Origin of the sequence: Chitinophaga oryzae (genome assembly GCF_012516375.2) — a bacterium.
Classification (GTDB): Bacteria; Bacteroidota; Bacteroidia; order Chitinophagales; family Chitinophagaceae; genus Chitinophaga; species Chitinophaga oryzae.
The window spans coordinates 1,847,841-1,862,781 of the sequence record NZ_CP051204.2; the positions used below are offsets into that span (position 1 = coordinate 1,847,841).

Annotated in this window: 16 protein-coding genes; 5 read left to right on the plus strand and 11 right to left on the minus strand. The window is 49.6% G+C overall.

Annotation, left to right across the window (positions count from 1 at the left end):
• Positions 1–276: 276 nt before the first annotated feature.
• Positions 277–498 (plus strand): PspC domain-containing protein, encoded by a 222-nt coding sequence (locus HF324_RS07695; protein WP_078672015.1) that lies wholly within the window; start codon positions 277–279, stop codon positions 496–498.
• A gap of 299 nt (positions 499–797) precedes the next feature.
• Here the strand turns inward: HF324_RS07695 and HF324_RS07700 are convergent, their stop codons facing one another.
• The gene (locus tag HF324_RS07700; protein WP_168811076.1) at positions 798–1,205 is read right to left on the minus strand and encodes a hypothetical protein; all 408 of its coding nucleotides are present in this window, start codon (positions 1,203–1,205) and stop codon (positions 798–800) included.
• A 72-nt stretch (positions 1,206–1,277) separates the two neighbouring features.
• Complete coding sequence (kdsA, locus tag HF324_RS07705) at positions 1,278–2,099, minus strand: 3-deoxy-8-phosphooctulonate synthase (protein WP_168811078.1); 822 nt, start codon at positions 2,097–2,099, stop codon at positions 1,278–1,280.
• Between the two features lie 253 nt (positions 2,100–2,352).
• On the opposite strand from kdsA, the gene HF324_RS07710 reads away from it, so the two are divergent.
• The gene (locus HF324_RS07710) at positions 2,353–3,291 is read left to right on the plus strand and encodes an NAD-dependent epimerase/dehydratase family protein (RefSeq protein ID WP_168811080.1); all 939 of its coding nucleotides are present in this window, start codon (positions 2,353–2,355) and stop codon (positions 3,289–3,291) included.
• 209 nt (positions 3,292–3,500) lie between these two features.
• Here HF324_RS07710 and HF324_RS07715 read toward each other — a convergent pair whose 3' ends face one another.
• The 9 genes from HF324_RS07715 to HF324_RS07755 form a co-directional block, all read right to left on the minus strand.
• The gene (locus tag HF324_RS07715; RefSeq protein ID WP_168862228.1) at positions 3,501–4,748 is read right to left on the minus strand and encodes a sulfate adenylyltransferase subunit 1; all 1,248 of its coding nucleotides are present in this window, start codon (positions 4,746–4,748) and stop codon (positions 3,501–3,503) included.
• A 33-nt stretch (positions 4,749–4,781) separates the two neighbouring features.
• On the minus strand, positions 4,782–5,690 hold the full coding sequence (gene cysD / locus HF324_RS07720; protein ID WP_168862229.1) for a sulfate adenylyltransferase subunit CysD: 909 nt from the start codon (positions 5,688–5,690) through the stop codon (positions 4,782–4,784).
• Positions 5,691–5,729: 39 nt separating this feature from the next.
• Positions 5,730–6,413 carry a phosphoadenylyl-sulfate reductase gene (locus tag HF324_RS07725; RefSeq protein ID WP_168811086.1) on the minus strand — a complete coding sequence of 228 codons (684 nt, stop codon included), beginning with the start codon at positions 6,411–6,413 and terminating at the stop codon, positions 5,730–5,732.
• 225 nt (positions 6,414–6,638) lie between these two features.
• Positions 6,639–7,058 (minus strand): RrF2 family transcriptional regulator, encoded by a 420-nt coding sequence (locus tag HF324_RS07730; RefSeq protein ID WP_078672022.1) that lies wholly within the window; start codon positions 7,056–7,058, stop codon positions 6,639–6,641.
• 155 nt (positions 7,059–7,213) lie between these two features.
• On the minus strand, positions 7,214–7,930 hold the full coding sequence (gene dapB, locus HF324_RS07735) for a 4-hydroxy-tetrahydrodipicolinate reductase (protein ID WP_168811088.1): 717 nt from the start codon (positions 7,928–7,930) through the stop codon (positions 7,214–7,216).
• Between the two features lie 43 nt (positions 7,931–7,973).
• Positions 7,974–8,678, minus strand: a complete 705-nt coding sequence (locus tag HF324_RS07740; RefSeq protein WP_168811090.1) for a DUF5683 domain-containing protein — start codon at positions 8,676–8,678, stop codon at positions 7,974–7,976.
• A 1-nt stretch (position 8,679) separates the two neighbouring features.
• On the minus strand, positions 8,680–9,588 hold the full coding sequence (locus tag HF324_RS07745; protein ID WP_168811092.1) for a ParB/RepB/Spo0J family partition protein: 909 nt from the start codon (positions 9,586–9,588) through the stop codon (positions 8,680–8,682).
• Entirely contained in the window at positions 9,585–10,385 is an 801-nt protein-coding gene (locus HF324_RS07750) for a ParA family protein (RefSeq protein WP_078672026.1), read from the minus strand. Before HF324_RS07750 ends, HF324_RS07745 begins: the two co-directional genes overlap by 4 nt.
• A gap of 68 nt (positions 10,386–10,453) precedes the next feature.
• Positions 10,454–11,134 carry a metal-dependent hydrolase gene (locus HF324_RS07755; protein WP_168811094.1) on the minus strand — a complete coding sequence of 227 codons (681 nt, stop codon included), beginning with the start codon at positions 11,132–11,134 and terminating at the stop codon, positions 10,454–10,456.
• Positions 11,135–11,512: 378 nt separating this feature from the next.
• On the opposite strand from HF324_RS07755, the gene HF324_RS07760 reads away from it, so the two are divergent.
• The 3 genes from HF324_RS07760 (at position 11,513) to HF324_RS07770 (ending at position 14,597) form a co-directional block, all read left to right on the plus strand.
• Positions 11,513–12,781, plus strand: coding sequence for a metallophosphoesterase (locus tag HF324_RS07760; protein ID WP_168811096.1), 1,269 nt, complete (start codon positions 11,513–11,515; stop codon positions 12,779–12,781).
• A 185-nt stretch (positions 12,782–12,966) separates the two neighbouring features.
• Positions 12,967–13,875, plus strand: coding sequence for a hypothetical protein (locus HF324_RS07765; protein ID WP_168862230.1), 909 nt, complete (start codon positions 12,967–12,969; stop codon positions 13,873–13,875).
• A gap of 113 nt (positions 13,876–13,988) precedes the next feature.
• Positions 13,989–14,597, plus strand: coding sequence for a porin family protein (locus tag HF324_RS07770; RefSeq protein WP_168811100.1), 609 nt, complete (start codon positions 13,989–13,991; stop codon positions 14,595–14,597).
• Positions 14,598–14,941: the final 344 nt, after the last annotated feature.

Genomic DNA, 14,941 nt, shown 5'->3' on the forward strand with positions numbered 1-14,941 from the left:
GAGCGGTTAAAAATTGCACGCAAAATTAACTAAAAACAACAAGTTTTTAAATTAATTACTGAAGATCCTGCCAGAATTTTACCCGGCCCATCGCCCCAAAAAACAGGCGGGGCAAATTGGTCTCCATCTCTAAAAGAATTGTTAAAAAATATTATATTAAATTTTACCCTCCTCTTTAATGGATGCCCCCGGGTACCGCTCCCGCCGCTCTCCTGTTAAATTACGGCAGTGACAGCCGCTCTTGTTTTTCCCGCCGGAATTTGATACATTTGGAATATGAACCGGATAAAAGACTTTTTGGAATGGAAAGCCTTTGGCGTGTGCAATGCCATCGGTGAAAAACTGGGTGTCGCCAGCTCCCGGATCCGCTTCTTTTTTATCTATGCCACTTTCCTGACCATGGGATCGCCGGTGATCGTCTATATGATCCTCGCTTTCTGGATGAATATGAAAAATTATATCCTCAACGCCAGAAGGAATCCCTTGCGCTATCTCTGATCCGCATGACCCACCGCTGAATTTTTCCTCTTTCTTTAACATCACACTTCCCGTTGCCCGGCCTTCCCGGCCTCCCGCTTTTTTAGCTTTTTGCCTTCTTTTTGCCGGTTTTCGGCATTTTTGCCCTCTTTTCTGACATTTTACCGTTTCCCTGTCCGTCGTCGTCGACCGTATGCCGCATTGAGGTATTGATGATCGTCCGCCGGCAGCCTGCGTGCCGGGGGATCCCCTAAATGACAAAGAGGACATAACCGTTGTTCCGGTCACGTCCTCTTTGCCGTATATACTTCCCCCGGCGTTTATTCCAGATGGAAATTGGTCATACCGTGATAATGGTTTTGCAGCTCATTCAAGGTAATGGGTGCGTTCAGGTTCCTGGTCTCGTCGCGGTAATGCAACTGGAGCAGGGGCTGATTGCCCGGTTCATGCATGCGTATGGAGAATGGTCCACGCACATACAGTCTGCCTCTTCCATTACCGGACTGGTTAGCGTCCAGATGGAACTGCAATCTGAGTAAGGTAGCCTCGTCCAGCGGAATGGAGTACAGGTTGTCGAGATCATACCAAAACTCATTTGTGTCATTATCGGTGGCCACAAGCACTTTTTTGTCCTCATGATCCACCTGCAGAATTTTCCCCGGTTTCTCTACACCTCCGTAATTGGTAATGACCGTATCTCCGGTTTTTAAATGGTGTAAACTGATCATAGTGAGCTGTTTTTAGTGTTCTATGAATTTACATAAAACGATCCAAAACAACAAGGGAAGCCTTTGCGGGACTTATAATTTCACCGCTACCTTCCGCAGTTCCACCAGCTTCTCCAGCAGCTCTTCCAGCAGGTCGAGGCGGAGCATATTGGCGCCGTCTGACTTGGCGCGGGAAGGTTCGGGATGGGTTTCGATAAACAGCCCGTCAGCGCCGGTGGCAATAGCCGCTTTAGCGATGGTGCTGATCATCTGGGGGTTACCGCCGGTAACGCCGCTGGTCTGGTTGGGCTGCTGCAAAGAGTGGGTGCAGTCCATTACTACCGGATGCCCGAAATGTTTCATGATCGGGATGTTGCGGTAGTCTACCACCAGGTCCTGATAACCGAAGGTGGTGCCTCTTTCCGTCAGGATAATATTATCGTTGCCGGCTCCTTTTATTTTTTCCACAGCGAACTTCATGGACTCGCCGCTCAGGAACTGACCTTTCTTTACGTTTACTACTTTACCTGTTTCTGCGGCGGCCAGCAGAATGTCTGTCTGCCTGCAGAGGAAGGCGGGGATCTGTAATACATCCACGTAAGCAGCTGCCATGGCGGCTTCGGCGGCAGAATGGATATCGGAGGTAACAGGTACGTTGAATGTTTTGCCTACTTTCTGTAACAGTTCCAGCCCTTCCACATCACCGATACCGGTGAAAGAATGGGCGCTGGTACGGTTGGCCTTCCGGTACGATGCCTTGAATACATACGGGATAGCCAGCCTTTTACAGATGCCGGAAACTTTCTCCGCTACCGTCATCAGCAATTCTTCTTCTTCTATCACACATGGACCAGCAATCAGGAAAAAATTCTCCGGATTGTATTGTTCTTTGAACAATGATTTTAAATGCTTCATAATTTTATAACTATTGGGTCATTAATCGCCTTGCAAAGATAGTCTTTCCCTGCATTAACAGACCCTCGTATCCGGAGCTCAACCCTATACGAAAAGTTAAAATTGTCATACTTTTGTAATCCCGAATCGTAAAGTTCACCCATTGCAGTTTTTATTGTTATAGCATTGTCATGCGCGTGGGCAGGTGGAACGGAAATACCGACGAACCTGTTAATATTACGCTCTCAAATTATTGCTTACAATTTTCGTTTATATGAAGAAAGATAAGATCCTGGTTATTGGTGCCTGCGGACAAATAGGCGTGGAGCTGACGCTGGCGTTAAGGAAAATGTATGGAGATACCAACGTGGTGGCGTCGGACCTGCGGGAGGAGCATGAGCTGCTGAAAGGAACAGGCCCTTATGTGTCGCTGGATGTGATGAACAAAGAGATGCTGCATGTACTGATCATTCGTCATAACATTACCCAGGTCTACCTGCTGGCGGCCATCCTGTCTGCCACCGGTGAAAAAAATCCTCTGCTGGCATGGCATATCAATATGCAAAGCCTGCTCAACGTACTGGATATCGCGAAGGAGGAAAATATCGATAAAGTATACTGGCCCAGCTCCATTGCGGTATTCGGTCCCAACTCCCCTATGCAGGACACGCCGCAGCATACGATCATCGAACCAACAACAATTTACGGTATCAGCAAATTCGCCGGCGAACGCTGGTGCGAATACTACCATCACCGTTATGGCGTAGACGTAAGAAGTCTCCGTTATCCCGGCCTGATCAGCTATAAGTCTGCTCCCGGCGGCGGTACCACCGATTATGCGGTGGAAATCTTCCATGAAGCGAAAGAACATAAGCAATACACCAGCTTCCTGTCAGAGAACACCTATCTGCCCATGATGTATATGCCGGACGCTATCCGCGCCACCATCGAACTGATGGAAGCCGATGCCTCCAAAATATCCGTGCGCTCTGCCTATAATCTCTCCGCTATGAGTTTCTCTCCCAAAGAGATCGCGGCCGAGATCAAAAAACATATTCCTGAATTCACCATCAGTTACGAACCGGACTATCGCCAGCAGATCGCTGACGGCTGGCCCAACAGCATGGACGACAGCCTGGCTCGCGCCGATTGGGGATGGAAACACGAATATGATCTGGCGAAGATGACAGAGGATATGTTTAAAAACATATAGTAACTGTGATGCCGTGATTATTACTGATTTCGCTGGTTGGCGAAGAGGGAAGTGAGATTGGCGCGGTTTTCAGAGTAGTATATATTGTTTGATTTGAGTATAATAGTAAGGCCCGGTGATATCTTCACCGGGCCTTCTTTATTTTTTTATTTTGTTATTTCCTTATTCGCTTCTGTCTTCGTGAATCAGCGAAATCAGTAATAATTATATCATATCAAAGTTCCTACGCCTACCGTCGTGTTATTAAATTCATCGATCAGGATAAACGAGCCGTTGGCCGGATTTTCCGCGTAGATGTCGGCAAAGATGGGCTGGGCTGTTTTCAGGGTAATGCTTCCGATATCGTTCAGGCCCATATCATTTTTGCCTTCGATGTGCTGGTTGCTGGTAACATCGACGACGAAGTTGATCTGCTGTACTTTGGCTTTTACGCGGTTCACGCCATGTTGGAGCAGGTAGGTTTTACCGGCGACCAGTTTCTGCTGGTCCATCCAGCATACGTTGGCGGTGACTTCCTTACGTTGTTCGGGGACGCTGTCGGTCTTTACGAGCATGTTACCGCGGCTGCTGTCGATCTCATCTTCGAGGGTGATGACAACGCTTTCGCGGGCATGGGCAGACGGCAGTTGTGTTTCGAACTGTTCGATGGTTTTGATCCTGCTTTTTTGTCCGGAAGGCAGGGAGATGATTTCATCGCCTACGTTGAAATGGCCGCTGGCCACTTTCCCGGCGAATCCGCGGAAGTCGTGGTACTCGGTAGTACGGGGGCGGATCACGCTTTGTATGGGGAAGCGGGCCGGGTGGCGGCTGTCTTCATGGTCAAAGGCGATCTGTTCGAGATAATCGAGCAGGGTAGGGCCATTGTACCAGTTGATGGTGCCGTTGCGGGTAGCCACGTTTTCGCCGTACAGGGAAGAGATGGGGATAAATTTCACCTGTTGAGCCTTGAAGGAGGCGCTGGCCAGCAGTTGCTGGAAGTCTTCCACGATCTGGTTAAAACGGGCTTCGCTGTATTCCACCAGGTCCATTTTGTTGACGCATACCACCAGGTGGGGGATGCGCAGCAGGTTGGCGATGAAGAAGTGGCGGTGTGTCTGTTCCACGATGCCTTTACGGGCGTCGATGAGGATCAGGGATACCTGCGCGTTGGAAGCGCCGGTTACCATGTTGCGTGTATATTCAATATGGCCGGGTGTGTCGGCGATAATGTATTTGCGGGTAGGGGTGGAGAAGTAGATATGCGCCACGTCGATGGTGATGCCTTGTTCTCTTTCTGCCACGAGGCCGTCTGTCAGCAGTGACAGGTCGGTGAAATCGAGTCCTTTACGTTTGCTGGCGGCGTGGAGCGCCTCCATTTTATCCTGGGGAATTGAGTTGGTGTCGTATAAAAGACGGCCGATCAGGGTGCTTTTCCCATCGTCCACACTACCGGAAGTGGCTATACGTAAAACCTCCATATGCGTTCGCTTTTTTGCTGTAAGAAGTAAATGTTAAAAGTAACCTGCCTGTTTTCTCTTTTCCATGGCCGCTTCGGAGCGTTTATCGTCGATACGGGCGCCACGTTCGGAAATTTTGGCTTCCATGATTTCTGCGATGATGTCTTCCAGCTTATCGGCTTCAGACAGTACGGCAGCTGTACAGGTCATGTCACCTACGGTGCGGAAGCGTACTTTCTGGCGGAAAGGCACTTCATCGGCGGTGGTGTTGAGATAGGAGGAATAAGGCCAGTAGAGGCCATCGCGCTCTATGATCTCTCTTTCGTGGGCGAAGTAAATGGATGGTATTTCCAGTTTTTCGCGGCGGATGTAGTTCCATACGTCCAGCTCTGTCCAGTTGGAGATAGGGAATACGCGCACGTTTTCACCGATATTGATTTTTCCGTTGAGGATGTCGAACAGTTCAGGGCGTTGCATTTTAGCATTCCACTGACCGAATTCGTCGCGTACGGAGAAGATTCTTTCTTTGGCGCGGGCTTTTTCTTCATCGCGGCGGGCGCCGCCGATGCAGGCGTCAAATTTGCCTTCTTCGATGGCATCGAGGAGGGTAACGGTCTGCAGGGCGTTGCGGCTGGCATATTTGCCGGTTTCTTCCTGTACTTTGCCCTGGTTGATGCTGTCCTGTACATTGCGGACGATCAGGTCGAGACCGAGGGTGTTGACCAGCCAGTCACGGAACTCGATCGTTTCGGGAAAGTTATGGCCGGTGTCCACATGGAGCAGCGGAAACGGTACTTTGCCCGGGTAGAAGGCTTTCTGGGCCAGTCTTACGAGGGTAATGGAATCTTTACCGCCGGAGAAGAGCAGTACCGGCTTCTCAAATTGGGCGGCCGTTTCGCGTAATATGTATATGGCTTCATCTTCCAGCGCCTGTGGAAACCCCCAGTTTATCTGATGTGTCATGGGTGACAATAATTTTATGATTGCAAAGGCTGTTTTCTGTTATCCGTGCAGGCCGCATTCTTTCTGCGACTGTTCCCACCACCACCTGCCGGCGCGCGGATGTTCTCCCGGCCCGATGGCGCGTGTACAGGGTGCACAACCAATGCTAATATAGCCTTTATCGTGCAGTTTGTTATAAGGAACATTGTTTTGGGAGAGATACGCCAGTACTTCATCATATCCCCAGTGGATCAGGGGGTTGTATTTGTAGAGGTGGCGGTGTTCGTCCCATTCCAGCGTCTGCATGTCATGCCGGTTTTCGGATTGTTCGGCGCGAAGGCCGGTGATCCATACTTTTACGCCCTCCAGCGCCCTGTTGAGCGGTACTACTTTGCGGATGCCGCAACATTGCTTGCGGTTTTCCACGGAATCGTAAAAGCTGTTGGGCCCTTTTTCGGTGACCAGTTTCTCTACCGCCGCTGTTTCAGGATAAAACACTTCGATCGGTTGTTTGTAACGGGCAAGGGTAACGTCCATTACGTCATAGGTCTCCTGGAACAGGCGTCCTGTGTCCAGTGTAAATACTCTTACAGGGAGGTGGTTGCGCCAGATAATGTCTGCGATTACCTGGTCTTCCTGGCCAAAGGAAGTGGAAAAGGCCACCGCTCCCGGATATTGTTCCAGGAGATATTGTATGGCTTCTGCCACCGGCTTATTGGCCAGCGCGTTGGTAATGTCTGTCATGTAATCTTCCTTAAAGATAATTGCCTAGTGCCAGCGCGTACTTTTCAGTGACGCCGTATACAAAAATACATAAATCCTATAAAAAAGATAGACTATTATATCAAAAAATTGTCGTTTGTCAGGAAAGGGGCTGTGGGGGCGGTTTACCAGCGGGGATGGGACGCACAAAAAAACCGGCGGGGAGTTGAAATCCCGGCCGGTCCCTTAATTTTCACGCTGCGCTGGTTATGCGTTGCGGGTAAGAATATCTTTTAATGTTTTGGTCTCCAGCAGTTTCAGGGTGGCGTCCCTTACTTTGCTCATCACCTCATTCAGACCGCATACGGCTTCGTCGCGGCAGTTCTCACAGCGCTCGTAATAGTTGAGGCTTACGCAGGGCAGCAGGGCGATGGGGCCGTCCAGCAGCCGGATGATCTTAGCCAGTGCGATCTCTTTCGGGGGACGCATCAGATAATATCCGCCGCCTTTCCCTTTCTTACTGCCCAGGATACCGGCATTTTTCAGCTCCAGCAGGATGTTTTCGAGGAACTTGATAGAGATGTTCTTTTCCTGTGCGATCTCGGAGATCAGGATAGGTCCCTTATCAACATTTTCTGCCAGGTGAATGAGTGCGTGAAATGCGTATTGTGTTTTTTTAGATAACATACTGACTTATTTGCATCTCTCGGATGACGCTATCGTGGTGCAATGAACATTTTTGACCCAACAAATATAAGCCCTTCTTTCGAGTTTTATATTTCAGCAGCCGACGTGGAGCGTGACACGAATAAAAAATAATTGATATTCAATTCATTATGCCCTTAGAGGTTCAGCACGTCCTTCATGGTGAATACGCCTGCCTTTCCTTTCAGCCATTCCGCGGCCACAACGGCACCGGCAGCAAACCCTTCGCGGGAATGGGCGGTATGCGTGATCGTGATATCATCGATCGGAGAGGAGTAATGAATGGTATGCGTGCCCGGAGCGGGGTCTATTCTTTTGGAGATGATAGACAGCATGTCAGCCTGCTGTGTTTCGTCATTGACCCAACCCTTTTTGCGGTCCACGGAAGCCAGGAGCTGTTCTGCCAGCGTGATGGCGGTGCCGCTGGGGGCGTCTTTTTTCTGGGTATGGTGGATTTCTTCCATCCATACATTGTATTGGGGCTGGGCGGCCATCAGGGCTGCCAGTTTTTTATTGACTTCAAAAAAGATATTGACGCCGATACTGAAGTTGGTAGCGTGTAAAAAAGCATGGTGGCCTTTTTCGCACAGGGCGTTCACTTCAGGCAGCTGCTCGAGCCAGCCGGTGGTGCCGCTGACAACGGGTACGTTGGCCTCAAAGCACTTTTGTATGTTATGGTAAGCGGTTTCAGGAGTAGTGAATTCAATGGCCACGTCCGCCTGGCCGAGGTGCTCCTTGTCCAGCAGGTGCTGGCTGTCGTGATCTATTTTCAGGATGACCTCATGACCTTTGGCAGTGGCGATGGCATCGATCGCCTTGCCCATTTTACCATATCCGATGAGTGCTATTTTCATGACCCTTGCTGCTATTTTTTGTTGATGATGAGTTGGAGTTTGGTTACCGTCCGGCCACCCAGGCTGTTTTAGGGTGCTTACGGCCGCCGCCGATGTCGAGTTTAACGCTGATGCCTAAACTCCGGTTGTTGATAATGGCCGGGGACACGCGCATGCTCAGATCGTCGGACATGTCCCAGTTGCGCAAATGCGCAAATACGGTAGCATCGGCGATATTAAGCGTATAGGCCAGTACGAAGAAGAGTACGGAGTAATCGACATTCTGCCGGTAGTAGTCACGATACGCTTTCAGGTATTGGGAAGACTGTGCGGCGAGGAACGGGTCCGGCGCCTTGGTGTCCGGGTTGCCGTCTACCGAGAGCCGGTAGGCATCGCGATAGGTCCGGTAATTGTCCATATTCCACACGAAGAAGTAGGTACAGGTACCGATGGCGGCATATACCAGGGGCATTTTCCAGTATTCACGGTTGTAGGCCTGGCCAAGCCCCGGCAGTATGGCGGAGTACAGCGCCGCTTTACGCGGACTGTGCGGCGCACGCGACGGCAACCGGATGATGGAGGCAGTCGTATCTGTCAGCACCGCAACGGGTTTGACAGTGGTGTCGGTGACCGGGCGTACTACAGTATCTGCGGCAGCACGACGGGTAGTGTCCTGCCCTCTCAGTGTGGGCGCCAATACCAGCAATGCCAGGCATACCGGTACATGGCGACGAAATAAACGGAATAATCTTCCAGCCTTTTTAGCCACCTTATAAATCTATTTTTTCCAGGATACTATTCAGTTCATCGTCCGAATAGAATTCAATCATGATGCTTCCTTTTCCATTCTTGCCTCTCTCCAGCTTCACTTTGGTGGAGAAGTGGGAGCTGAGGTTGTCCTGTATCTTCTGGAAAGCGGGCGGCAGTTTTACCCTGACCGCTTTCTGCTGGTTGCCTTTGTCTGCCTGGTTGATCTTGCGGGCCAGGTCTTCCGTTTGTCTTACAGACAGGCCGTTTTGCAGGATCTCGTTGTAGAGGAACAGCTGGTTTTCCACGTTTTCCACGCCGGTGAGTACACGGGCATGGCCCATGCTCAGTTGTCCGTTGCGTACCGCTACCTGGATATCAGGCGGCAGTTTGAGCAGGCGGATATAGTTGGTAACGGTGCTTCTTTCCTTGCCCATGCGGTCGGCCACCTGTTCCTGTGTGAGGGAACATTCTTCCATCAGCCGCTTGTAGCTCAATCCAACCTCGATGGCATTCAGGTTTTCCCTTTGCAGGTTTTCCAGCAGGGCCAGCTCCAGCAGTTCCTGGTCGTTGGCTTGCCGCACATAGGCCGGAATGTCTTTCAGTCCGGCCATTTTGCTGGCGCGCAAACGGCGTTCACCGGCAATCAGCTGGTACTTTTTGTTACTGATCTTGGCCACTGTGATCGGCTGGATGATGTCATGCAGCTTGATAGACTGGCTAAGTTCCTGTAGTGCAACCTCATCAAAGTCACGACGCGGCTGCTTCGGATTGGTCACGATCTGTTCCAGCGCAATACGCTCAATACCTGTGGCGGTAGCTACCGTTTTGTCGCTCAGTGCGCCGGCAGTTTGCTTCAGGTCAGTGTCTATGTTCTGGAGCAGCGAGCGGATACCTTTCCCCAACGCCTCTTTCTTACTTGGATTGGTCATTTTAAGATTTTGTCTTTGGATTTAATTTTCGTGTAGTTATGCTTCTGCAGTATTTCCTTGGCCAGGTTCAGGTAGTTGATGGCACCGGTGCTGGCTGCATCGTACATAATAACAGATTTACCAAAGCTGGGCGCTTCTCCCAGTTTGGTATTACGATGGATGATGGTGTTGAATACGCTTTCCTCAAAATGCTGCTTCACTTCGTCCACCACCTGGTTGCTGAGGCGCAGACGGCCATCGTACATGGTCATCAGGATACCTTCAATTTCCAGGTCTGTATTCAGTCTGCTCTGGACGATCTTGATAGTGTTGAGCAATTTGCCCAGACCTTCCAGCGCAAAAAATTCACATTGTACCGGGATGATCACCGCGTTGGAAGCCACCAGGGCGTTCACCGTGATCAGTCCCAGAGAAGGGGAACAATCCACAATCACGAAATCGTAATCGTCCTTTACCGCATCCACTACCTGCTTCATCACCCGCTCACGGTTAGGGTGATTGATCAGTTCCAGTTCAGCACCTACCAGGTCAATATGGGAAGGCAATACTTTCAGGTTGGGCGTATCAGATTCCAGTATCACATCTCTGGCCTGCACATCGTTGACCATACAGTCGTACAGGCTCTGCTGCACATTACGCAGGTCAAAGCCCAGTCCCGTGGTGCTGTTTGCCTGGGGATCAGCATCTACCAGCAATGTTTTAAATTCCAGTACAGCCAGGCTGCTTGCCAGGTTGATTGCACTGGTTGTTTTTCCTACCCCACCTTTCTGATTAGCGATTGCGATTACTCTAGCCATTGTCTAATTTAAAAAATTCAAAGGTTCATTTATAGGATAAAGGATTAAATAGCAGGATCGCTTCTTCCTCAAACCTCTATAGTACTGCCTATTTCAGGCAGCAACAGCTCCACGCCGGCTTCGTCAAACAGTTGCATGACTTCCTTCCTGTCTATCCTGATATACCCGAAGGTGTCGTAGTGGATACCGATTATTTTTTCACAGTCAATCATTTCGGCCGCGGCAATGGCATCTTCCGGGCCCATGGTGAAATTATCACCAATCGGCAAAACGGCAAAATCCAGCTCGGTAATATCCGGGATCAGCTCCATGTCCAGCGTCAGCGCGGTATCGCCGCTGTAGTAAAAATTGCCTTCGTCGGTCATAAACACAAAGCCCATCGGATTACCGCCGTAAGATCCGTCCGGCAGACAGCTGGAATGCTGTGCCACCACACATTTCACAGTGCCGAAATCAAACTTCCATTTACCGCCGGTATTCATCGGGTGCAGTTTGGTCAATCCCTGCTTGCCCGCCCAGGTAACAATCTCAAAGTTGGAGACTACCATAGCCCCTGTCTGCTTCGCCAGCGAAATCAGGTCTGCCACGTGGTCTTCATGACCGTGGGACACAAAAATATAATCCGCCTTTATCGTCTGAACGTCTATCTTCTTAGCCAGCTCATTGTGCGTAATGAACGGGTCGAAAAGTATCCGCTTGCCTTTTATCTCTACTGCGAAGCAGGAATGACCGTAATTAGTGTATCTCATGGTCTCAATTTTAGGTAAAAAAAACGAATTCCGGGCTATGAATGATAATGTAAGCTTTCGCCCAATAAATCACTAACCCGGTCATTAATTGTTAAAAGTTACCTGAATCGGACAAAAATACAACGAATAGCAACAATTCCGGCGCTGTAGTATATTTATTTATTCACAAAGTGTCCCTGCCCAAATGTAGCTATTTAAATATTGAAATATTTAAATATCAAAATAACATAATATATTGTTTGGAAATTTAATTTAAAACCGGGCAATTTATCCGTTTGTTATTCGTCTGCATAGCTGCCGGTTCTCCGTTTTAACTTTTTGGGACGGATAACTTGTGTTAATTTGCTTTTCTGTTAAGTTTTATATTAATTATTTATAATGCGACCCGGACTGAATTCTATTATATTAGTTGTTTTTCTTTTGGTATTGGACCTCTACGTGTTCCAGGCGGTACGCGCCATGGTATACATGTCGCTGCCCCGTGTGCGGGCCATCACCTATGCTGCCTACTGGTCGGTATCTGCCATCTGCATCCTGATGGTCCTGCTGCTGCCCTATATCCACTGGCACGCCTGGCCCGCCCAGCTGAAGTCCTACCTGATGGCCATATTCCTCGGGCTGGTGGTGGCCAAACTGCTGGCGGTGGTATTCCTGCTGATAGATGATGTGCGCCGCGGCGTAGTATGGCTCATACAACGCTTTACACCGGAAAAAAACGCCGTTGCGGCCACCGGCGCCACCAATGGCATCAGCCGCTCCCAGTTTCTCAGCCGCCTCGGCCTCATCGCCGGCGGCAGCCTGTTCGGCACCCTGGTCTACGGCTTTTCCAATAAATACAACTATCGCGTCCATAAAATCAAACTGGCGTTTAAAAACCTGCCCGCTTCTTTCCGGGGAATGCGCATCGTGCAGATCTCGGACATCCACTCCGGCAGTTTCGCCAACCGTGAGGCGGTGATCAAAGGGGTGAACATGATCAACGCCCAGAAACCGGACCTGGTGCTGTTTACCGGTGACCTGGTCAACGACCGCGCTGATGAAATGACCCAGTGGATGGACGTGTTTAACCAGGTGAAAGCGCCCATGGGCGTCTATTCTACGCTGGGAAACCACGACTACGGCGATTATTACCCCTGGCCGGATAAAACACCTGCCGGTCACAGCGAATTGCAGATGAAAAACCTGGAGCGCCTGAAGGAAGTCCACGGTGAACTGGGATGGAAGCTCATGATGAATGAAAACGTAGTGCTGGAGAAAGATGGCGGCCAGATCGCCCTCCTTGGTGTGGAAAACTGGAGCGCCATCAAGCGTTTCCCCCGCCACGGCGACCTTCGCCGCGCCTATGACGGGATAGACCACATCCCCTTCAAAATCCTCATGTCGCACGACCCCACCCACTGGGACGCCCAGATCCGTCCTGAATTCCCGGATATTGACCTCACCCTCGCCGGCCATACCCACGGCATGCAGTTCGGCGTGGAAATACCCGGTCTCAAATGGAGCCCCGCCCAATACTTCTATAAAGAATGGGCAGGCCTGTACAAAGCCGGAGAGCAACGCCTGTATGTGAACAGGGGCTTTGGTTTCCTCGGTTACCCGGGCAGGGTAGGCGTATTGCCGGAAATTACGGTAATAGAACTTGTTTGATATTTTGATATTTTGGGATTTGGAAATTTAGGGATTTAGGGATTGGGTTAATGATGAAGGGCTTCCTTTGAAATCTCCAAATCTCCAAATCTCCAAATCCCAAAATCCCAAAATCCGTAAATCCCAAAATCCGTAAATCCGTAAATCCCAAAATATGCTATATTGTGGCCTGTATCTCTTGTTCAATGCGCGTATTCCTGACATGTCTGCTACTGTTTTGCAGTGTTTTCGCTGAGGGTCAGTCCCTGGCGGACCTGGAAAGACAATTGGATTCACTGCTGAATAAACAACAGAAAAGTGAAGTGGTGGCATCCCTGAGTTATGGCAATAATCCTGCTTACGGCGCCAAGACCGTTAACCTCGAACAGCCTATCGTTATGAAGGCTTACCTTTCCCCCTCACTGACCTGGTATCATAAAAGCGGCTTGACCGCCGGAGCGAGCGGCTATTACCTCTTCGATACCGACAAAAATCACTGGTTTGAATGGGACTTTACTGCCGGTTACGACTATACGAAAAAAAGAAACTTCCTCACCGGCATTTCGTATACCCGTTATCTTTTTGCCGATTCCACCGATGTTCCGGCCACGCCGATCAACAATGAAATATTTTCCTATTTCTATTACCGTAAATGGTGGCTGCACATGGGCATTAGCCTGGATTTCGGCTGGGGATCCTATACCAGCGGCACCCGGCGTTTGAAGGAACATGTGACGGGCAGCGACTTTAACGTGATCGCCACGGTACGGCACCCGTTTATTTTTGATGGCCTCTTGTTCTCCGACGACGCGTTGTTGCTGCAGCCCTCCCTGTCGCTCACCACAGGCACCGCCAATTATTACAGCCAGCTGTCGGCTTTCCGCTATATGGGCCGCTCTCCCAAATTGAAACCGAATAAAGGGCGTCCCGGGAAAGTGCTGAGTTATGAAGACCATACCGGTTTTGAGCCCCGCGCCATTGATTGTACGATCAATGCTTCCTATCTGTTCCATCAGTTTACTTTTTCTCCCTCTTTCACTGTTTTTAAGCCGCTGACAGGCCCGGAACTGCAATTGATGGGCTATTTCACCGCCCGTCTGTCCTACAGTTTCTGATTTCTTTAACAAATAGCACGGAATTTGTATCTAGGGAATCTCCCTGAGATAAGTAGGGGTATTTTACTGTTCGGGCGTCTATAATTTTAACCATTATTAACAACATAAGAATTATGAAAAAACTGTTTCTCGCCGTTGCCATGCTCGCAATGACCGCTGTTACCACCACTGTCAGCGCACAGAAATTACTGCGCTTTGGTATTAAAGGTGGCGCCAACCTTGGAAAACTGGATGGTTCCGGATTTCAGGACGGATTCAAATTAGGCTACCATCTTGGTGGTTTCGCACAGTTAAACCTGGCTAAAGGTTTTGGTGTGCAGGGTGAAGTGATCTTTTCATCAACCAAAACAGAGACCACCGATAAATTCAGCGATATCTACGAAGGAGTAAGCACCTCCGACAACCGTAAAAAAGTTAATCTGAACTACCTGAGCATTCCGTTGCTCGCAAATATTGATCTTGGTACTCCCCGTCTGAAACTGCAGGTAGGTCCTCAGTTCGGCGCCATGGTGAGCGACAGGAAAGTTTTTGGTGCTGCCAATACTGCCTTTAAAGGTGGTGAAATTTCCGGCGTGGCCGGTCTGTGGCTGCAGCTGCCTATCGTGAATGTCAGCGCCCGTTACATCATTGGCTTCAATGACGTAAAAGGCATCGAAAGCGTTACCAACACCAGCAACTGGAAAAACCAGAGCATCCAGCTGGGTGTGGGTGTAACCCTGTAGTTGCACGCTCACACGCACGCAAAGCATACAAAGAAGCCCGTATTTTTGTAAGAACACAAAGAAGCGGAGACCACACACGAGAATATTGTTGATCATTTCGATATAGTCGATATAATACAATATTCTCGTGTGTGGTCTCCGCTTCTTTTCTTTGCGCTTTTCTCTCTATCTTTCTCTCTTTGTTTAACTTTCTATTCCTTTCTTTGTGCGCTTACAAAATAAGGGCTGCTTAGCGCTCTTTGCGGGATGACAACTCGTCACTTGGCACCAAACTTGACAAGGTAGGAGAGCATAAAAAAACGGAGGCTTCTGCAGCTTTTTCTGCCAGAATGTCCTCCGGGCAT